Annotated in this window: 19 protein-coding genes; 8 read left to right on the forward strand and 11 right to left on the reverse strand. The window is 65.8% G+C overall.

Annotated elements, in window-relative coordinates:
- Window positions 1-69 precede the first annotated feature (69 nt).
- Both rplA and rplK read right to left on the reverse strand, forming a co-directional pair.
- Window positions 70-762: a 50S ribosomal protein L1 gene (gene rplA, locus L2A60_RS01985; RefSeq protein WP_235702689.1), complete on the reverse strand. Its 693-nt coding sequence runs from the start codon at window positions 760-762 to the stop codon at window positions 70-72.
- A gap of 2 nt (window positions 763-764) precedes the next feature.
- Window positions 765-1,199, reverse strand: a complete 435-nt coding sequence (gene rplK / locus L2A60_RS01990; RefSeq protein ID WP_235702690.1) for a 50S ribosomal protein L11 — start codon at window positions 1,197-1,199, stop codon at window positions 765-767.
- A gap of 233 nt (window positions 1,200-1,432) precedes the next feature.
- Here rplK and L2A60_RS01995 point away from each other — a divergent pair, with 233 nt between their 5' ends.
- The gene (locus tag L2A60_RS01995) at window positions 1,433-2,413 is read left to right on the forward strand and encodes an aldo/keto reductase (RefSeq protein ID WP_235702691.1); all 981 of its coding nucleotides are present in this window, start codon (window positions 1,433-1,435) and stop codon (window positions 2,411-2,413) included.
- On the opposite strand, the gene gltX is transcribed toward L2A60_RS01995, so the two are convergent.
- From gltX to L2A60_RS02030, 7 genes are all read right to left on the reverse strand, one after another.
- Window positions 2,403-3,800: a glutamate--tRNA ligase gene (gene gltX / locus L2A60_RS02000; RefSeq protein WP_235702692.1), complete on the reverse strand. Its 1,398-nt coding sequence runs from the start codon at window positions 3,798-3,800 to the stop codon at window positions 2,403-2,405. The genes L2A60_RS01995 and gltX overlap by 11 nt on opposite strands.
- 39 nt (window positions 3,801-3,839) lie before the next feature.
- On the reverse strand, window positions 3,840-4,667 hold the full coding sequence (locus tag L2A60_RS02005) for a TIGR01459 family HAD-type hydrolase (protein WP_235702693.1): 828 nt from the start codon (window positions 4,665-4,667) through the stop codon (window positions 3,840-3,842).
- Entirely contained in the window at window positions 4,664-5,758 is a 1,095-nt protein-coding gene (locus tag L2A60_RS02010) for a quinone-dependent dihydroorotate dehydrogenase (RefSeq protein WP_235702694.1), read from the reverse strand. Before L2A60_RS02010 ends, L2A60_RS02005 begins: the two co-directional genes overlap by 4 nt.
- Before the next feature lie 2 nt (window positions 5,759-5,760).
- A complete protein-coding gene (locus tag L2A60_RS02015) occupies window positions 5,761-6,204 on the reverse strand; it encodes a hypothetical protein (protein WP_235702695.1) in 444 nt (147 codons plus the stop codon).
- A 65-nt stretch (window positions 6,205-6,269) separates the two neighbouring features.
- Window positions 6,270-7,115: a fumarylacetoacetate hydrolase family protein gene (locus L2A60_RS02020; protein ID WP_235702696.1), complete on the reverse strand. Its 846-nt coding sequence runs from the start codon at window positions 7,113-7,115 to the stop codon at window positions 6,270-6,272.
- Between the two features lie 84 nt (window positions 7,116-7,199).
- Window positions 7,200-7,943, reverse strand: coding sequence for a BglII/BstYI family type II restriction endonuclease (locus L2A60_RS02025; RefSeq protein ID WP_235702697.1), 744 nt, complete (start codon window positions 7,941-7,943; stop codon window positions 7,200-7,202).
- Between the two features lie 18 nt (window positions 7,944-7,961).
- Window positions 7,962-8,630 (reverse strand): MT-A70 family methyltransferase, encoded by a 669-nt coding sequence (locus L2A60_RS02030; RefSeq protein ID WP_235702698.1) that lies wholly within the window; start codon window positions 8,628-8,630, stop codon window positions 7,962-7,964.
- A 238-nt stretch (window positions 8,631-8,868) separates the two neighbouring features.
- Between L2A60_RS02030 and L2A60_RS02035 the strand changes: the two genes are divergently transcribed.
- The 7 genes from L2A60_RS02035 (at window position 8,869) to tldD (ending at window position 17,370) form a co-directional block, all read left to right on the forward strand.
- Window positions 8,869-10,194, forward strand: a complete 1,326-nt coding sequence (locus L2A60_RS02035) for an aspartate aminotransferase family protein (RefSeq protein WP_235702699.1) — start codon at window positions 8,869-8,871, stop codon at window positions 10,192-10,194.
- A 29-nt stretch (window positions 10,195-10,223) separates the two neighbouring features.
- Complete coding sequence (locus L2A60_RS02040; protein ID WP_235702700.1) at window positions 10,224-11,654, forward strand: NAD-dependent succinate-semialdehyde dehydrogenase; 1,431 nt, start codon at window positions 10,224-10,226, stop codon at window positions 11,652-11,654.
- 10 nt (window positions 11,655-11,664) lie between these two features.
- Window positions 11,665-12,396: an SDR family oxidoreductase gene (locus L2A60_RS02045; RefSeq protein ID WP_235702701.1), complete on the forward strand. Its 732-nt coding sequence runs from the start codon at window positions 11,665-11,667 to the stop codon at window positions 12,394-12,396.
- A gap of 85 nt (window positions 12,397-12,481) precedes the next feature.
- A complete protein-coding gene (locus L2A60_RS02050) occupies window positions 12,482-13,525 on the forward strand; it encodes a winged helix DNA-binding domain-containing protein (RefSeq protein WP_235702702.1) in 1,044 nt (347 codons plus the stop codon).
- Window positions 13,526-13,769: 244 nt separating this feature from the next.
- Window positions 13,770-14,873, forward strand: coding sequence for a COX15/CtaA family protein (locus L2A60_RS02055; protein WP_235702703.1), 1,104 nt, complete (start codon window positions 13,770-13,772; stop codon window positions 14,871-14,873).
- Window positions 14,870-15,934, forward strand: coding sequence for a COX15/CtaA family protein (locus L2A60_RS02060; RefSeq protein ID WP_235702704.1), 1,065 nt, complete (start codon window positions 14,870-14,872; stop codon window positions 15,932-15,934). Before L2A60_RS02055 ends, L2A60_RS02060 begins: the two co-directional genes overlap by 4 nt.
- Window positions 15,934-17,370, forward strand: coding sequence for a metalloprotease TldD (tldD, locus tag L2A60_RS02065; protein WP_235702705.1), 1,437 nt, complete (start codon window positions 15,934-15,936; stop codon window positions 17,368-17,370). Before L2A60_RS02060 ends, tldD begins: the two co-directional genes overlap by 1 nt.
- Before the next feature lie 6 nt (window positions 17,371-17,376).
- On the opposite strand, the gene L2A60_RS02070 is transcribed toward tldD, so the two are convergent.
- On the reverse strand, window positions 17,377-18,996 hold the full coding sequence (locus tag L2A60_RS02070) for a GMC family oxidoreductase (RefSeq protein ID WP_235702706.1): 1,620 nt from the start codon (window positions 18,994-18,996) through the stop codon (window positions 17,377-17,379).
- Window positions 18,997-19,272: 276 nt separating this feature from the next.
- Complete coding sequence (locus L2A60_RS02075; RefSeq protein ID WP_235702707.1) at window positions 19,273-20,049, reverse strand: MBL fold metallo-hydrolase; 777 nt, start codon at window positions 20,047-20,049, stop codon at window positions 19,273-19,275.
- Between the last annotated feature and the right edge of the window lie 11 nt (window positions 20,050-20,060).

The following is a 20,060-nucleotide window of genomic DNA, read 5'->3' on the forward strand; positions in this document are numbered from 1 at the left end:
GAGCGGCCTGCTTATCCCCGAAATTCAGACAAAAATTTCGGGGGCAGGACGCCGGCTCCGGCGCATTTCTCAAGCCGAAAGGCTGCTCACATCCACGCGCACGCCCGGCCCCATGGTCGAGGACAGCGCCGCTTTCTGCAAATACGTGCCCTTGGCGCCGGCCGGCTTGGCTTTCTGGATCGCATCGACCAGGGCGCGGGCGTTCTCGATCAGCTTGTCCGCCTCGAAGCTCGCCTTGCCGATCCCGGCATGGATGATCCCCGCCTTTTCGGCGCGGAACTCCACCTGGCCCGATTTCGCCGCGGTCACCGCGCCTTTGACATCCATGGTCACGGTGCCGAGCTTCGGGTTCGGCATCAGCCCGCGCGGCCCGAGAATCTTCCCCAGCCGCCCGACCAGCGCCATCATGTCCGGGGTCGCGATGCAGCGATCGAACTCGATATTGCCGTTCTGCACCTGCTCGGCCAGATCCTCGGCACCCACCACGTCGGCACCCGCCGCCTTCGCCTCGTCGGCCTTCGGCCCGCGCGCGAACACACCGACGCGCAGCGTCTTGCCGGTGCCGTTGGGCAGTGAAATCAGCCCGCGCACCATCTGATCGGCATGGCGTGGATCGATACCGAGATTGAGCGACATCTCGACCGTTTCGTCGAATTTCGCGGTCGCATTGCGCTTGACCAGCGCCATCGCGTCGGTCAGGGCATAGGATTTGTTGCGATCGACGGTCTCGCTCGCCTTGGTCAGCCGCTTGTTCTTCGCCATGATCAGCCCTCCACGACCGAAAGACCCATCGAGCGGGCCGAGCCGATCAGCATGCGCACCGCGCCGTCGACATCGTTGGCGTTCATGTGAACCATCTTGGTCGCCGCGATTTCGCGCAACTGGCTCATCGTCACCTTGCCGACGGTCGCACCCTTGCCTGTTGTCGTCGAACCCTTGGCGATGCCGGCGGCCTTCTTCAGGAAATAGGTGTTCGGCGGCGTCTTGGTGATGAAGGTGAAGCTGCGATCGGCATAGGCGGTGATCACCACCGGCACCGGCATGCCCACTTCCATCCCCTGGGTCGCGGCATTGAAATCCTTGCAGAACTGCATGATGTTCAGCCCGCGCTGGCCGAGCGCCGGACCCACCGGCGGCGAGGGATTCGCCTTGCCCGCCGGGATCTGCAGCTTGATATAGCCGACGATTTTCTTCGCCATGCGGCGCCACTCCTGATCCGATGGCATCCCGAAGCCCGGAAACGCCAATGGACCGCGGTTCAACCGGCCGAACCAGCCGTGGTTCAACCTCCCGCGTTCCGATGAAGCCGCGCCTATACAAGACCGGCGCGCGCCTGTCGAGTCGGCAATCCGCCCCTCATGGCAGATTTGCCGGGCTTGGGGAGCGGCCGCGCACGCCCCATCTGAGCCCTCAACCCTTAAAGGAGCAAAAAATGAAAACCCGCAACCTGGGCGGCTTGACCGTCTCCGCCATCGGGCTCGGCTGCATGGGCATGTCCGATTTCTATTCCGGCCGCGACGAGGCCGAAGCCCGCGCCACGCTGGACCGTGCGCTGGACCGCGGCGTCACCTTCTTCGACACCGCCGACATGTACGGCTTCGGCGATAACGAGGTTCTGCTCAGCCCTTTCGTCAAGGCCAACCGGAGCAAAATCGTCCTCGCCACCAAATTCGGCAACGAGTTCAGCGCGGACCGCAAACGCCTCGGCGTCAACGGCAAACCGTCCTACGTGAAATTCGCCTGCGACGCCTCGCTCAAGCGCCTCGGCATCGACACGATCGACCTCTATTACCAGCACCGGGTCGATCCCAACGTGCCGATCGAAGACACTGTCGGCGCGATGGCCGAACTGGTCAAAGCGGGCAAGGTCAAACATCTCGGCCTGTCCGAAGCCGCCCCCGAAACCATTCGCCGTGCCGCAAAGGTGCATAAGATCAGCGCCCTGCAGACCGAATACTCGCTCTGGTCGCGCGACCCGGAAGGTGAATTGCTGGAAACCGTGCGCGAACTCGGCATCGGCTTCGTGCCCTATTCGCCGCTCGGCCGTGGTTTCCTGACCGGCGCCATCACCAAACCCGAAGACCTCGAAACCGATGACTGGCGCCACAACAACCCGCGCTTCCAGGGCGAGAATTTCGCGAAGAACGTGAAACTGGTCGAGGAAGTCAAAAAACTGGCGGCAGCGAAGAAATGCACCGCGAGCCAGCTCGCCCTCGCCTGGGTGCTGGCCCAGGGCGACGACATCGTGCCGATTCCCGGCACCAAGCGCCGCAAATATCTCGACGAGAACGTCGGCGCCGTCGATGTTACGCTGACGAAAGAAGACTTCGCGGCGATCGACCGCATCCTGCCCGCCGGCGCCGCCGCCGGCACCCGCTACCCGGAAGCCGGGATGAAAGCCGTCAGCCTGTAACGGCTTCGATCCGCGCGATGGTGGCGTCCCGACCCAGGGATGCCATCACCGCGTCGATCGGCGGGCTGATCGTGCTGCCGGTCAGCGCCGCGCGCAAGGGCTGCGCCACCGCCCCGAGCTTTTTCCCTTTTGCCGTCGCGAAGCCGGCCATCGCGGCGTGCAGCGCCTCGGCCGAAAAATCAGTCGCGTTCAATTCGGCCGCGAGAGCGGCCAGATCCGCCTTCGCTTCATCGGTCAGGAGCAAAAGCGCCTTCTCGGTCATCGGCAAAGGCAGCTCGCGCACCAGGAACAGCGCCGATTCGGCCAGTTCCGCCAGGGTCCGCGCCCGCTCCTTCAGCGTGGGCATGATCGCGGCGATCCTTCCGGCCGCCCCGGTGCTCACCGCCAGCCCGTGATCGCGCGCGATCCGCCCGACCACATCCGCCGCCAACCGCTCGTCTTCCGCCGCGCGCAGCCACACCGCATCGACGTGCAGCAGCTTGGCGTAATCCATCCGGCTCGCCGCGCGCCCCACCCCGTCGAGATCGAACAGGGCGATCTGCTCGTCGCGCGACAGAATTTCCGCATCGCCATGGCCCCAGCCGAGCCGGAGCAGGTAGTTGCACAACGCCTCCGGCAGATAGCCGTCCTCGCGGAATTGCAGCACCGACACGGCACCGTGGCGCTTCGACAGTTTCGCGCCGTCCGGCCCATGGATCAGCGGAATATGCGCGAAGTCCGGCCGCGCCCAGCCCATCGCGTCGTAAATCTGCGCCTGCCGGAACGTGTTGGTCAGATGATCGTCGCCCCGGATCACATGGCTGATCGCCATGTCGTGGTCATCGACCACCACCGCGTGCAGATAGGTCGGCGTGCCGTCCGAACGGAGCAAAATCATGTCGTCGAGTTCAGCATTCGCGACCCGCACCTCGCCCTGCACCAGATCGCGCACCACCGTCTCGCCGCCGCGCGGCGCCTTCAGCCTGATCACCGGATCGACCCCAGGCGGCGCTTCCGCCGGGTCGCGATCTCGCCACCGCCCGTCATAGCGGAACGGTTTTTTCTCCGCCTCGGCCGCGGCACGCATCTCGGCCAGTTCCTCGCGGGTGCAGAAACACCGATAGGCGGTCCCCGCCGCCAGCATCTGCTCGGCAACCTCGCGATGCCGCGCGTAGCGGGTCGACTGGAACACCGGCGGTTCGTCCGGCGTCAGGCCAAGCCAGTCCAGCGCATCCAGGATCACCTGGGTCGCTTCCGTCGTGCTGCGGTCCCGATCGGTGTCCTCGACCCGCAGCAGAAACCGCCCGCCATGGCGCCGCGCGAACAGGAAGTTGAACAAAGCGGTGCGGGCGCCGCCGATATGCAGCATCCCGGTCGGGCTCGGAGCGAAACGGACGCGGATTGTCATGCGCCCCCGCTATCACGATGGGGCGCTATCACGAAACCCCTACCAGGCGAAACCCGGCAGGATCGCGACCGGCGCCAGCCCCTCATCCGCCGCCGCCGCCGAAGCCTGCGCCATGGTCAGGGTATGAATGCCCGACAGCACGAACACCCCGTCGATGCCCGCCGCCTTGGCGCCGGCGAGATCGGTGCGCAGCGAATCGCCGACCGCGACGCTCCGCGCGCGATCGGTACCGAGCAGTGCCAGTGTCGGCGGATAGATCGCCGGATCGGGCTTGCCGCGCAGAATCACCCGCCCGCCTTGCGCGGCGTAGCGTTCCGCCAGTGCGCCGGCGCAGACGATCCGCCGCCCGTCGCGAATCACTTCGAGATCGGGATTGGCGCAGACCATCGGCAGCCCCGCCGCCAGCGATTCGGCCAGCACATCGTCGAACGCCGTCGGGTCGTCTTGCGGCGCCAGGTCGTCCGGCCCGGTATTGAGCAGGAAATCCGCCTCGGCGGGCCGCGCGACCTCGACCAATCCCAGGTCGTCGAACAGATTGCGGTCCCGCTCCGGCCCCAGATGATACAGCCGCGTCCCCAGCCCCGCGAAATCGGGATCGGTGCGGGCGATCAGCGCCGCGCGCACCGCCTCGCCGCTGGTCATCACCCCGTCATAGAAGCCGCGCGCGATGCCCATCGCCGCCAGCGCATCCGCCACCGCGCCGGCCCGGCGCGGCGCGTTCGACAGGAACGCCACGCGCTTGCCGGCATCCCGCAGCCGGGCGAGGCAGTCGAGCACGCCCGGATAGGGCCGCACCCCGTCATGCACCACGCCCCAGAGATCGACGATGAACCCGTCATACCGCGCGGCGATATCGGCGATGCTCATCCGGTGTGCCCTAGCTCCAGCTCCGACAGCCGGTCGGCATCCCGCCCGATCGTCTCGGCCAGTGAAGCGCAGCCATATTGATCGAGCAGACGGCCCAGCCCGGTGACGATCCGCCCGATCACCGCCGGCCCCTGATAGACGAAACTCGTGTAAACCTGCACCAGGCTCGCCCCGGCGCGGAACTTGGCGAAAGCCTGCTCCGGCGTCGCCACGCCACCCACCCCGATCAGCGTCAGCCGGTCGCCCGCCAGCAGCCGCACCCGTGCGAGCATCCGGGTCGAACGCGCGAACAGCGGCGCGCCGGACAAGCCGCCCGCCTCGCCGCGCGCCGCCCCGCGCAGGCTCTCCGGCCGCGCCAGCGTGGTGTTGCTGACGATCAGCCCGGCAATCCCCCGTCCGATCGCCATGGCGACCAGCTCGGGCAACGCCGCCTCGTCGAGATCGGGCGCCAGTTTCACGAATAGCGGCGGATGCGCTCCGGCGCCGCGCGCGATCGCATCGAGAATCGCCGCCAGCCGGTCCGCCGCCTGCAAATCCCGCAGCCCAGGCGTATTCGGCGAGGACACGTTGATCGCGATATAATCGGCATGGGGTGCGACCGCGCGCACCAGCGCCGGATAATTAACCAGCGGATCGGCGCCGTCCTTGTTGATCCCGAGATTCGCACCGATCGCCACCCGCGCCCGATCCTGATAGGCAAGATTGGCCGCCCGCGCGAGATTGCGCGAAAACGCCTCGATCCCGCGATTGTTGAACCCCATGCGGTTGATCAGCGCCTCGTCCTCGGCAAGCCGGAACAGCCGCGGCCTGGAATTGCCCGGTTGCGCGCGCGGTGTTGCGGTTCCCGCCTCGATGAACCCGAATCCCAGCCGGGACAGGCCGGCGAGTGCCGCCGCATCCTTGTCGAACCCGGCGGCAAGCCCGATCGGGTTTTTCAGGGTCCGCCCGAACGCGGACACGGCCAGGCGCGGATCGGGCGCGATGTCCCACCCGCCGGCAACTCCGAAGCGCAACCCGGCAATCGCGATGCGGTGCGCGGTCTCCGGCTCCAGCCGCCGCAGCCACGGCAACACGAAGCCTGAAAGACTCATGATTACTTCGCGAACACCACGATTTCCGGCGCCTTGGGTGTCGGCACGTGCGGCAGCTTGGTCGAGGCGCCGAGCGAGACATTCCCCGGCAGCACCCCATCGGCGGCGATCGCATCGGCTACCGCGGCCGCCTCGGGGGCGAGCTTCGCCATCTGCTGTTCGGACACGGAGGGGATCGCCGCCGCCGGCCCGGTCACATAGACGCGAAATTTCGCGTCCTTGTTGATTTTCAGCGCCTCGGCCACCGCGTATTTCACCGAAGGCGCCCAATTCTGCGCCCCTTGCGGGATCGTCACCAGCGGCAACTGCCCGTTGAATTTGCTCAGCGCCGCGACATCGACCAGCGACGGCGCGTTGGCATAGGGCGAGAGGGTCTTGCGGCCGAACAAGGCGCAGCCGGCAAGGGCGAGCGGAAGCAGCAGGGCGGGAATCAGGATACGGCGCATGACCCGCCTTTAGTCGAGAGGTGCGCCGCCCGCAACGGGTAGGCCGCCGCCGCAACGACCCGTGATCACCCGCCGATCGTCTTCTGCGCCTGCTCGCCGAGCCCGGCAATGCCGAGCCGCATGGTCTGGCCGGGCCGCAGAAACACCGGGTTCGGCTTGATCCCCATGCCCACGCCCGGAGGCGTGCCGGTGGCGATGATATCGCCCGGCAGCAGCGCGATGAACTGGCTGACATACGAAACCAGGGTCCGCACCCCGAAAATCATCGTGCGCGTATTGCCGTCCTGCATCCGCCTGCCGTCCACCTCGCACCAGAGGTCAAGGCTCTGCGGATCGGGCACCTCGTCGCTTGTGACCAGATACGGCCCCACCGGGCCGAAACTCGGGCAGCCCTTGCCCTTGTCCCAGGTGCCGCCGCGCTTGATCTGGTACTCCCGCTCGCTCACGTCGTTCACCACGCAATACCCGGCCACATGGTCGAGCGCGTCGGCTTCGGTCACGCAATGCGCCGCCGTGCCGATCACCACGCCCAGTTCCACCTCCCAGTCGGTCTCTTTCGAGCCGCGCGGAATCACCACGTCGTCGAACGGGCCGGAATAGGCGCTGCCCGCCTTGAGAAAAATGATCGGCTCCTCGGGAATCGGCAAATTGCTCTCCGCCGCGTGATCCGCATAGTTCAGCCCGATGCAGATGAAATTGACCGGGCGCGGCACCGGCGCGCCGATCCGCGCCCCGTCCGGCACCATCGGCAGCGCGGCGGGATCGATCGCCGCGATCCGCGCCAACCCCTCGGCCGACAACGCCGCCGCATCGAACCCCGCGAGATGCGCCGAAAGATCGCGCAAGCCGCCCTTGGCATCGACCACACCCGGACGCTCGGCCCCCGCCGCACCATGCCGAAACAGTTTCATGCCGTCGCTCCTTGTCCCCGATTTATAATATGCTTCTAAGGCGCGACACCGCCCCCGCCAAGACCGCGCGGCCACAAACCCCGCTCAACCGAACGTCACGATCGAAGGTGGCAAACCGATCAGCAGCAGCGGGCACGGATTGCCCACACCTCGGTGAACTCGATCTTCCAGTTTCTTCCAGTGCGTCGTCGCCTCGCCGAATTTGTCAGACACGAATTTGTCCGTGAACGCGGCGCGAAACGGAATGGGGTTGTTGGCCCGACCAACCCGGCTCTGAATATCGCGGCGCTGTTTCGGCGTAGGAACGTAATCGAACGATTCCAATGCGGGGAAATCGTCAATTCCGTGCCGATCCAGAAAACGTCTTACAAAACCATGCATGGCCGCATGCAACGCCCGCCCGCGCGTGACGATGACCCCGATCGAAATCGCCCCATCGGCGTGCAGCCGTTTGAAGTTCTCAAGGTCACGATCATAGAATGGATCTTTGTTGTTCCACTCGATTTCGAGAGCGATCCGCGCACCAGACTCGAATGCCCGGACGTGATCGACCTCGTGGGACTGGCTTTCCCGCTGAACGCCGTTGATGATCTTTTCGACCACGAAAGTCGTTTTGACCCAGCCTTTTTCAGCCAGCGCCTTGCGCAGCCGTTGGGTTCCCTTTGCTTCGCCCCCGCCACCGGCGATAATCTCCTCTATCGGGATCGAAGCATTGACCAAAGCCGATTCCAGTTCCTGGGCGGCCTTGGGAAAATCCACGCTCATGATCGCTTCCGCGTGGGACAGGAAATGGATCTCGAACCCGCGCGCTTTCAAACGATCGAACATATCAATGCTGACCCGATGCTAATCTGCGCCCAACGGCAAGACCGACTGCCGATCGCTCGCCGAATTATGCGCATAGGTCTCCCAGCTCGGCGCATAACCCTCATCCGCTTGGCTGCCCCACGCAGTCCAGTTCGGGCGCACGCCGCGCGCGAACAGTTCGAGGCGCGGGGCCGGGCTGCACGCCTCGATGATATCGTAAATCTCATCGGGTTTGCGCGAATGTTCGCGTTTGCGCGTCGCGAGATAGTTCACCTGCCGTCGCCCCGCGGCGAGCGTGCGCGCATTCTTGCCGCGCGTCCCGAACAGCACCATCTCGGTTACGTTGCGGAAATAGAACCCCACACCCCGCCCGTCGCTACCGCCATCCTTGCGGATTTTGTGCCAGACGATGTTAGACTTGTACTGAAACCCCCACGCGCTCATCACCCTAAACCCCTCGGGCAGCAGCGCGTTCGGCACCCAGAGATAGAGATGCGCGGTCGAAGCCGTTACCTCGGCGACTGGAAGGGCGCAGATGTCGTCGAGCGACATGGTCCCGTAGCGCGCCAATCGGCGATGCTCGGGTGCGACCTTCCCGGTGCGATTGGCGAATTGCCATGGCGGATCGGCCAGAATCGTAGCGAAACGCTGTCCCTCGACGGACGAGAGAAGATCTGCGGCAGGGTCCGGGATGAATTGCCTGGGCATCGTGCCAACAACCTTCCTTGGTGAACGCAAGAATAGTGACAAATACTGAACGATTCGGTCCAGTCTGATAGCCGGATCGACACATGACGAGCTATGCGCGCGGTCCAGCCGTCGAACAAGATCGGGCGCCAAGTGATAAGAATAATCGACAGTCTGCGTTGAATTGCCCTTAAAAAACAGGCCTTGCCAAAAATACGCTTAAAATATTAAGCTTGCTCAAACCAAGGAGGGTCCGATCATGAGCCAGGCCGCATCACGCTCCAACGAGCCGCTGATCCATCACTGGATGCCGTTCACCGCCAACAAGCAGTTCCAGGAGGCGCCGCGCATCATCGCCCGCGCCGAGGGCGTCCATTACTGGAACACCCTGGGCGAACAACTGCTCGACGGCGTCTCCGGCCTCTACACCACACCCGCCGGGCATGGCCGCCGCGAAATCCGCGAGGCGGTCACCCGCCAGCTCGAGGAGCTCGACTACGCGCCCGCCTTCCAGTTCGGCGTGCCGGGATCGTTTCGCCTCGCCCATGAACTCGCACAGATGCTGCCCGAGGGGCTCAACCGCGTGTTCTTCGCCGGCTCCGGCTCCGAAGCGGTGGAAACCGCGCTGAAAATCGCGATCCAGTACCATCGGGTGCGCGGCCAGGGTCAGCGCCAGCGCCTGATCGGCCGGGCGCGCGGCTATCACGGGGTCAATTTCGCCGGCTGGTCGGTGGGCGGCATGGTGAAGAATCGCGACGCCTTCGGCCTCGGCCTGCCCGGCGTCGCCCATATGCGCCACACCCACATCCCGGAAAACCGCAACGTGATGGGCCAGGGCGAACACGGCGGCATCGACCTCGCCGACGATCTGCAGCGCCTGGTCGATCTGCATGGCGCCGACACCATCGCCGCCTGCATCGTCGAGCCGATCGCGGGGTCGACCGGCGTTCTGGTCCCGCCGAAGGGCTATCTCGAACGGCTCCGCGCGATCTGCGACAAACACGGCATCCTGCTGATCTTCGACGAGGTGATCTGCGGTTTTGGCAGAACGGGCCACGCCTTCGCCGCCGATGCGTTCGGTGTCACCCCCGACATCCTGACCATGGCCAAGGCGATCACCAACGGCAATATCCCGATGGCGGCGATCGCGGTGCGCGAGGACATCCAGCAGGCCATCCTCGACGCCGCCGGGCCCGACGCCGTCGAATTTTTCCACGGCTACACCTATTCCGCCCATCCGGTCGCCTGCGCCGCGGCCCTCGCCACGCTGAAGCTCTACCGCGACGAGGACCTGTTCGCCCGCGCCGCCGCGCTCACCCCGAAATTCCTTGAACGCATCGCCTCGCTCGCCGATATCCCGATCGTCACCGACACGCGCGGCTACGGATTGCTGGGCGCCGTCGACCTCGCGGTCGACGGGTCGGCCGGCAAGCGCGGCTTCGCCGTGCTGCGCCGCTGCTTCGAGCAGGGCTTGGTGATCCGCGTCGCCGGCGATACGGTGGTGTTCGCGCCGCTGTTCATCACCACCGAGGACGAGCTTGACCAGATGTTTGCGCTCCTGCGCGGCGTGCTAAAGACGGTCTGAACGACAAGACCTTACGGACAGGATCAAAAATGTACCAGGATGTGATGCTGCATATCGGCGGCGAATGGACCGGCGCGAAATCGGGCCGCACGCTCGATGTCCTCAACCCGGCAACCGAGGAAAAAATCGGCACCGCCGCCCATGCCGAGCGCGCCGATCTCGACGCCGCGATTGCCGCCGCCGAGACCGGCTTCGTCGCTTGGCGCAAGACCAGCCCGCAGGCCCGCGCGAAAATCATGCGCAAGGCCGCCAATCTGATCCGCGAGCGTGCCGACACCATCGCCCGCACCATGACCATGGAACAGGGCAAACCGCTCCCCGAGGCGAAGGGCGAAACCCTGCTCGCCGCCGACGTGATCGACTGGTTCGCCGAGGAGGCCCCGCGCACCTATGGCCGGGTCATTCCGGCCCGTGCCGACGGCGTCTATCAGCTCGTCGTCAAGGAGCCGGTCGGCATCGTCGCCGCCTTCACGCCGTGGAACTTCCCGCTCAATCAGGCGGTACGCAAGGTTTCCGCCGCCATCGCCGCCGGCTGCGCGGTGATTCTGAAAGGCCCCGAGGAAACCCCCGGCTCCTGCGCCGAACTGGTGCGCGCCTTCGCCGATGCCGGGCTGCCCGCCGGCGTGCTCAACCTCGTCTACGGCGTGCCGGCCGAGATTTCGGAATATCTCATCCCGCATCATTCGGTCCGCAAAATCTCCTTCACCGGCTCGACCGTGGTGGGCAAGCACCTCGCCTCACTGGCCGGCAAGCACATGAAGCGCGCCACCATGGAGCTTGGCGGCCACGCCCCCGCCATCGTGTTCGAGGACGCCGATCTCGACGCCGCCGCGAAAATCCTCGCCGCCAACAAGTTCCGCAACGCCGGGCAGGTCTGCGTCGCGCCCACGCGGTTCCTGGTCCAGGACAGCGTCTATGACGGGTTCATGGAGCGCTTCCTCGGTGCTGTCGCCAAAATCAAGGTCGGCGACGGGCTCGAAGCCGGCACCACCATGGGCCCACTCGCCAACGAGCGCCGCATCCCCGCCATCGAGGGCTTCATCGCCGACGCCAGGCAGCACGGTGCCAAAGTCGCCGCCGGCGGCGAGCGGATCGGCAACAAAGGGTATTTCTTCCAGCCCACGGTGATGACCGACGTGCCGGTCACCGCCCGCGCGATGAACGAGGAGCCGTTCGGCCCGCTCGCGCTGGTCAACCGTTTCGCCTCCTTCGACGATGCGATCGCCGAGGCCAACCGGCTCGATTTCGGCCTCGCGGCCTATGCCTATACACGCTCGACCAAAACCGTCACCGCTCTGGGCCACCGGATCGAGAGCGGCATGGTCTCGATCAACCATCACGGCCTCGCTCTGCCCGAAACCCCGTTCGGTGGGATGAAGGATAGCGGCTATGGCTGGGAAGGCGGCGCGGAGGCGATCGACTCATACCTCGCCACCAAGTTCGTCACCCAGGCTTCGTGACAGGGGCTTCGTGAGCAGCGCCCTCGCCGGCAAGACGGCGATCGTCACCGGCGGCGCCAGCGGCATCGGCCGCGCGATCGCCGCTGGGCTCGCCGCCGAGGGCGCTTCGGTCATCATCTGCGGGCGCGACGAGGCGAAACTCGCCGAAGCCGCGCGCGCGATCGGCAGCGAAACCGTCTCGATTTTCACCGCGGACATCACCCGCGAACCCGATGTCGAACGGTTGTTTGCCGCCGCCGAAGCCCGCTTCGGCGGACGATTGGACATTCTGGTCAACAATGCCGGCCGCGCCACCCACACCCGCACCGAAGACCTGCCGATGGCGGATTTCGAGGCGGTCATCGCGGTCAACGTCACCGCCGCGTTTCGCTGCGCCCAACGCGCCTTCCGCATCATGAAGGCGCAGAAATCGGGCCGGATCATCAATATCGGCTCGGTCTCGGCCCGCGTGCCGCGCCGCAATTCGGTGCCCTACACCACCTCGAAATTCGCCCTCGAGGGCATGACCCGAGCGCTGGCCCTCGATGGCCGGATGCACGGCATCGCGGTCTCCATCCTGCATCCCGGCAACACCGAAAGTTCCATCTGGCCGGATCAGGAGGCGACACGGCGCGAGGAAGGGCTCATGCCCGCCGATCAGGTCGCCCGCGCCGCCGTGCTGATGGCGACCCTCCCGCCCGGCATCAATTTGTTGGATGCAACGATTTTGCCGTTGACCATGCCGCTGTTGGGTCGTGGCTGAGGCGGTCACTATAAAACAGGCCGTCGCGTTTCGCCTGCGGCGGCATCATCTGATTGACCCCGTTTCCGCCGACCAACTCCCCGCAATGATCGGGGACATCTGCGGCCTCCAGGCGCAAATCCCCTCAGCCGCCGAACAAGCCGCGTCGGTCAGAACCACAAACCTCCAATCCGGCACCCTCACCAAAGCGCTGGAAACCAGCGGAACCCTGGCCCGAACCTGGCTGATGCGCGGAACGGTGCATATCATCCCGTCCGCCGATCTGCCGCTCTACAGCGCCGCGATCGGCCCGGCCGGACTCCGCGAACTGCATCGCTGGCTCGGCACCTATGGGCTGACACCGGATCAGATCACCCGCGCCAGCGATGCGGTGTGCAAGGCGCTCGAAACCGGCCCGCTCACCCGGAAAGACCTCGCGGATCGGGTGGTCGCGCTGGTCGGCGATCAAGCACGCGCCTGGATCGACCACGGCTGGGGCGGCATCGTCAAACAGGCCGCGCTGGAGGGCGCGATCTGCTTCGGACCAACCAAAGACCGCGACATCAGCTTCGTCCGAACCGACACATGGTTCAAAGCCAGCCCATTGCCAAAACGCCCGCCCGGCCCGGAAGCGCGCCGATGCCTGCTCGACCGCTATCTCCGCGCCTACGGCCCCGCCACCATCCAGGGTTTCGCGCGCTGGGCCGGCATCCCGTCCGGCGAAGCCAAACAGGCCGGCCACGATCTCGCCGACGACCTGATCGACATCACGGTCTATGACCGGCCGACGATCGCCCGACGAGAAGACCTCGACGACCTCGCGACCATCGCGCCAGCAAGCCGGGTGAGTCTGCTCCCGGCGTTCGATCCCTATGTGCTGGGCTGTTCCGTCAAATCCCATCTGGTCGATGAGCCGCACCAGACACTGATCTATCGAAAAGCCGGCTGGGTCGCGGCGACCATTCTGATCGATGGCCGCGCCGCCGGCACCTGGGAAGCGAAACCGCGCGGCAAACGCTTGAATATCACAATCACGCCGTTCGCATCATCGCTCGCCAAACACGCTACCGACATCGAAACCGCCGCCGCGCCGCTCGGCCGGCTGCACGGCCTCCCAATCGCGATCCAAATCAATGCGGCCGCTGCTTGATCAAATCGCGATCTCCATCCCGCATCCTGATAATATCGAAAGCTCCATTTGGCCGGACCAGGAGGCGGCGCGGCTTCCACCTTAATTCCACCCGGGGCTGGTCCTCACTGCAGGGTCCAGTTCAGTGACCGCGCCGCCGGGCAACCGTCGCACCGATCCAACGCCATCGACACGATCCGGGTTTACAATCCGCCGATCGGGTGCAAATCCGGGGCAGCCCGTTTCACCACCGAAGGACCACTCGATGGCGTCGCAGACCGCCGCCGGTATCGCCATGAACCAGAGCCGGGCCGCGCGCGCCGCATCGCCGGAAAACCGCCGGCTGGTGGCCGCGTGGCTGTTCGTCAGTTTCGCCCTGATCGTCGAGATGTTCGGGATCGGCGCCTATGTGCAGAACGACAATGCCGGGCTGTCGATCATGGCGTGGCAGCCGGTTTCCGGCATCATCCCGCCGCTGACCCATGCGGCGTGGGAGCGCATGTTCGCTCTCTACAAGACTATCCCGCAATACCAACTGCTCAACAGCCACATGGACCTCGCCGGGTTCAAGGCGATTTTCTGGCCGGAATGGATTCATCGCCTATGGGGCCGCCTGCTCGGCCTCGATTTTGGAATCCCGCTCGTCTGGTTCTGGTGGACCGGAAGGCTGGAACGCCGCCTGCGCCCGTGGCTTCTGCTCCTGTTCGTCCTCGGCGGCATTCAGGGGCTGATCGGCTGGTGGATGGTCGCCTCGGGCTTTCACCCCGGCATGACCGAGGTTTCGGTCTGGCGCCTGTCGATCCATTACTGCTTCGCGACCGCGCTGGCGATCGCCGTTTTCTGCTCCGGCCTCGTCGTGCTCAGGCCCGAGTCCGAACGCCTGCCGCCTGCCGAAGCCGCGAAATACCGCACGGCGCGCGGCTTCGCGATCGCCTCGATCGTGGCGATCTGCATCGCGATCGTCGCCGGCACGTTCCTCTCCGGCACCCACGCCTACACCATCGACAACACGTTCCCGCTGATGCAGGGGCGCTGGATTCCGCCCGGTTACGCAACGCTCCACCCGTTCTGGCGCAACTGGGTCCTGAACAAGGCTGCGGCGCAGTGGGATCACCGGCTGCTCGGCACCGTGGCGGCGCTGGTGGTCATCGCCGCCGTGGTCGCGGCGATCCGCGCCGATCTGCCGCCGCGCGCCCGCGATGCGTTCCTGGTGATGGGCGGCCTTCTGATCGTGCAGTATATTCTGGGCGTGACCACGCTGGTTTCGAAGATCCTGGATATCGGCATCGTGCATCAGATGAACGCCGTTCTGCTGCTGGCGGCCGCGGTATGGGCGTATTTCGAGCTGCGGGGACGCCGCTCAGCATGAACGCCAGGCCCGACCGCCTTGTCGGCAACTGGCTGCTGCTGATCTGCGTCATGATTTTCGGCATGGTCGTCGGCGGCGGTCATGTGCGCACCATCGGCGCCGGATTTTCGGTCCAGCTCTGGCAGCCGGTGATGGGTTTCGTGCCGCCGCTGACCCATCGCGCCTGGGAACGCCTGTTCGCGCTCTATCAGGCAACGCCGCAATTCCAGGCGCTGCATCCCACCATGACCCTCGCCCAGTTCAAATCCCTCGCCTGGCCGATGCTGCTCGACCGCGACTGGGGACGGCTGATGGCGCTGGTGTTCATCGTTCCGCTCGCGGTTTTCTGGTGGCGGAGCAGAATCTCCAGCCGGCTCGCGCTGTGGCTCGGGTTGCTGTTCGCCGCCGGGGCCGGCGAAGCGGTGATGGGCTGGCTGATGACCTATCAGGGGCGCTATGGTGGCGTCCTGCACCCCTCACCGCTGTTTCTGGCGCCCCACCTTATCGTGGCGATGCTGATTTTCACCGCGATGCTATGGACCGCGCTGACCATCCGCAACCCCGAACCGGCGCCGATCGCCGGGCACACGGTGCTGCGCGCCCTGCTGACCGCCTCGATCGTGCTGATCATCGCGACGATCGGGCTCGGCGCGCTGGTCGCGGCGACCCATGCGAACAAGGTGTTCAACACCTTTCCGTTGATGGACGGCCATGCCCTGCCGCCGCACGCACTGAAACTGCATCCGCTCTGGCTGAATTTTCTTGCCAATAAATCCACGGTGCAGTTCGATCACCGGATCGCTGCGACCATCACCACCCTGGTCGTGGTGGTCGCGGCGGTCATGGGCCTGCGCGCATCGCTCGGCCCCAAAGCGCGCGATCTGTTCCTGCTCCTGGCGGGGCTGGTCTCGCTGCAATATATACTGGGCATGACAGCGCTGCTCTCCGGCATGGGTTCGATCGGCTATCTCCACGAACTCAACGCCGTTCTGCTGCTCGCCGCCTGCGTCGCCTGCCGCCACGCGCTGCGCGGTGCCACCGCCATCCGCGCCGAAACCCTCGCCATGAAGGCCGCTGAATAATGTCCGAAGCACTCGCCACCGCCGACCGGCTGTTCCACCACAACGAGGGGCTGGATGTGCTGGAAGCGCGCCGCGCCATCGCCCCGGTGCTCGACCCGGCCGATGACGGCGAATTGTTCCTCGAATACCGCGAATCCGAAATCGTCAGCCTGGATGATGGCCGCATCCGCAATGCCAGCTTCGACAGCCGGCGCGGCTTCGGCCTGCGCTCGGTAACCGGCGAGGCGGCGATCTACGCCCATGCCGGCGAAATCTCGGATGCGGCACTGGCCCGCGCGGTCGCGACATTGCAGGATGCCCGGCCGGGCGAAACCGGGCTGGTCTCGGTCGGGCCGGCAACGGCGTCCCGGCCGCTCTACACGGCACTGAACCCGCTCGCCGAAATGCCGTTCGCCGCCCGCGCCGCCCTGCTCGGTGAGATCGACGCCTATGCGCGGGGTGCCGATTCCCGCGTGGTTCAGGTGATGGCGAGCCTCGCCGGCGAGTGGCAGGTGGTGGAAATTCTCCGCGCCGACGGGGTGCGCGCCGCCGATATCCGGCCGCTGGTGGTGCTGCATGTCTCGGTGGTGATGGAGCAGAACGGGCGGCGCGAATCCGGTGGTCACGGCGCCGGCGGCCGCGAGACCTATTCCAGCGTCACCGCGCCGGAGTTCTGGCGCGCTGCGGTCGACAAGGCGATCCGCAACGCCGCGCTCAACCTTGAAAGCATTGCCGCGCCCGCCGGCGAGATGCCGGTGGTGCTCGGCGCCGGCTGGCCCGGCATTCTGCTGCACGAGGCGATCGGCCATGGGCTGGAAGGCGACTTCAACCGCAAGAAAACCTCCGCCTTCGCCGGGCTGCTGGGCAAGCGGGTGGGCTCCAAAGGCGTCACCGTCATCGACGACGGCACCATCCCCGACCGGCGCGGTTCGCTCACCGTCGATGACGAAGGCACGCCCACCAACCGCACCGTGCTGATCGAGGACGGCATTCTCACCGGCTACATCCAGGACCGCCAGAACGCCCGGCTGATGAGCATGCGCGCCACCGGCAACGGCCGCCGCCAATCCTACGCCCATCTGCCGATGCCGCGCATGACCAACACCATCATGCTCGCCGGCGACGCCTCGCGCGACGACATGATCCGCTCGATCAAGCGCGGGCTCTACGCCGCCAATTTCGGCGGCGGCCAGGTCGATATCACCTCGGGCAAATTCGTGTTCTCGGCCTCGGAAGCCTACCTGATCGAAGACGGCAGGATCGGCGCGCCGGTGAAGGGGGCCACGCTGATCGGCAACGGGCCGGACGCGCTGACCAAAGTGGAGATGATCGGCGCCGATCTCGAACTCGACCCCGGCATCGGCACCTGCGGCAAGAACGGCCAGGGCGTGCCGGTCGGCGTCGGTCAGCCGACGATCAAAATCTCCGGCCTGACCGTCGGCGGCACGGCGGCCTAAGCCCCGTTATTCCGCAGCAACTTGCGCGGGCGCGTTGCGATCGGCCAGGATCATCCGCGCCGCTTTTTCGCCGATCACCATGGCCGGCGCGTTGGTGTTGCCGCTGATGACGGTCGGCATGATCGAGGCATCCGCCACCCGCAGCCCCGCCACGCCATGCACCCGCAGCCGGTCATCGACCACGGCCATCGGGTCGCTGCCCATCTTGCAGGTGCCGACCGGGTGGTAGATCGTCTCGGCCTGGGCGCGGATCGAGGCGATGACCGCAGCATCGCTGACATTGCGCGGGCCCGGTTCCACCTCGCCGCCGGAAATCCCCGCCATTGACGGTGCCGCCATGATCCGCCGCCCCAGCTTCACGCCCCCGAGCAGTTCGGCGACATCGTCATCGTGCGACAGATAATTCGGGTCGATCAGCGGATCGGCCAGCGGATCGGCGGATTTCAGCCCGATATATCCCCGGCTTTTCGGCCGCAACTGGCAGACATGCAGGGTCATGCCGTAGCCCAGAGTCGGCTTGCGGCCATGGTCGCGCAACATGGTGGGCAGAAAATGAAACTGGATTTCCGGGACCTCGCTCTCCGGCGTCAGTTTCGCGAAACCGCCCGCCTCGGCGGCGTTGGAGGCGAACATGCCCGAGCCCTTGCCGCGAAACTCGAAGAAGGCGCGCACCAGGCGCGGCAGCATCCCCGGCCCGACTCCCACCGCCTGCTTGGTCCGGTCACGCACCAGGATGGCGTAATCCAGATGATCCTGCAGGTTCCGCCCCACCCCCGGTAACTCATGGCAGAGCTGGATGCCGGCGCGGGCGATCTCCGCGCGCGGCCCGATCCCCGAGAGCAGCAGCAGATGCGGCGAGTTGATCGCGCCGCCGGCCAGGACCACCTCGCGCCGCGCCATCACCCGCTCGGTGCCCTGCGGCGTTTTGATCTCGACGCCGATCGCCCGGTTGCCGTCCATCAGCACGCGCAGCGCCCGCGCCTCGGTCCTGATGGTGAGGTTCGGCCGCGCCTTGATCGCATCCAGATAGGCGCGCGCGGATGAAAATCGCTTGCCGTCCTTCTGCGTCACCTGGTAGGCGCCGGCACCTTCCTGCCGCGCGCCGTTGAAATCGGGGTTGCGCGGCAGGCCGGCCTCGATCGCGGCCTGGATGAACACCGGCCCCAGCCCGTTCGGATTGCGCAGATCGGCGACGTTCAGTTCGCCATCGGCGCCGTGATACTCATCGGCGCCCCGCTCGTTGCGCTCAAGCGCCTTGAAGATCGGCAACAGGCTCGACCATCCCCAGCCCGGATTGCCCTGCGCTTCCCACCCATCGTAATCCGCCGGCGCGCCGCGCATATAGATCATCGCGTTGATCGACGACGATCCACCCAGCGTCTTACCGCGCGGCCAATAGAGCCTGCGGCCGTTGAGTTGCGCCTGCTTCTCGGTGTTGAAATACCAGTTATAGGTCTTCGTCCCGAGCAGCCCGACGATGCCGAGCGGCGTGTCGATCATCAGCGATTTGTCGGCCTTGCCCGCTTCGAGCAGGCAGACCCGGTCGCCCGGATCGGCCGATAGCCGGTTCGCGAGCACCGCACCCGCCGAACCCGCACCCACGATGACGTAATCGAACTCGGACATCGTATTCCTCCCAATTTTCCCGTCATGGCGGGTATTATCTCTAATAGAACCATTTATTGACGTTTGCGGCAATATGGACTGTCTGAAAATTCAAATTTCGGGCAATATCACGGTTACGCGATCACCCGGCCGACGCGCCGCTTTGCGCATCTCATTGTTTCGGCTAGCTTCAGAGCTGAAGCTGCCCCCGCGAGATGATCGAAGGCGCTGGACGCAGTACGAACAAATTGCCACCAGGTCCGAAATATCAAACGGGGGCACTACCCGCCGGTCGTTTCACAATTGCAACCCGATCGCCGAGCCGGTTTTCAGGGGCACCAGCCGCTCCGCGAGGCCGAGTGCCGCGAAGGCACGTTCGAGTTCCTCCCGGCTTTCGGTGAAATGCGCCCAGCCATCGGTATGAACGGCGACGATCCGTGCATTCGGGAAGGCATGGGCGGTCTCGATCGCGTCGTTGCTGTCCATGGTCAGATGAAACGAGCCGCGCGTCTTGGCGGAACCGGCGAACAGGATGACGAGGCGCGGCCGGTAGCGGCGCGCGACCTCGGCAACGCCGTCGTACCAGACGGTATCGCCGGTGACGTAGATCGCATCGCCCGGCTGATCGAAACCGATCAGGAATCCGGTGACATCGCCGGAAAGCGGCTCGATTCCGGCGGGACCATGCCGCGCCGGGGTTGCCGTGATGTGGATCGGCCGGCCGTTCGTACCGGCGAGCTCGACGGTTTGCCACGGCGCGAGCCCTTGCGCCACACCGCCGAGCCGCCCGGCGCCGGCAAGCGTGGTGAACACGGCGGGAACCGCGCCGAGCAAGGCGCGGCCGGCATTGTCGAGATTGTCGGCATGCTGGTCGTGGCTGAGCAGAACCGCGTCGATCCGGCCGAGTTCCGCCGCCGCGAGGCCCGGCCCCGCCAGTTTTTCCAGCGTGACATGTGGTAATGTGTAGCGTCCCGGCTCATCGAACGTAGGATCGGTGAGAAGCCGGACATCCCCGATCTCGATCAATACGGTGGGGCCGCCGATCAGCGTCAGCGCCACGGGCAACAGGCTCATCGGCATAGTCT

This window comes from Acidiphilium iwatense (assembly GCF_021556475.1).
Classification (GTDB): domain Bacteria; phylum Pseudomonadota; class Alphaproteobacteria; order Acetobacterales; family Acetobacteraceae; genus Acidiphilium; species Acidiphilium iwatense.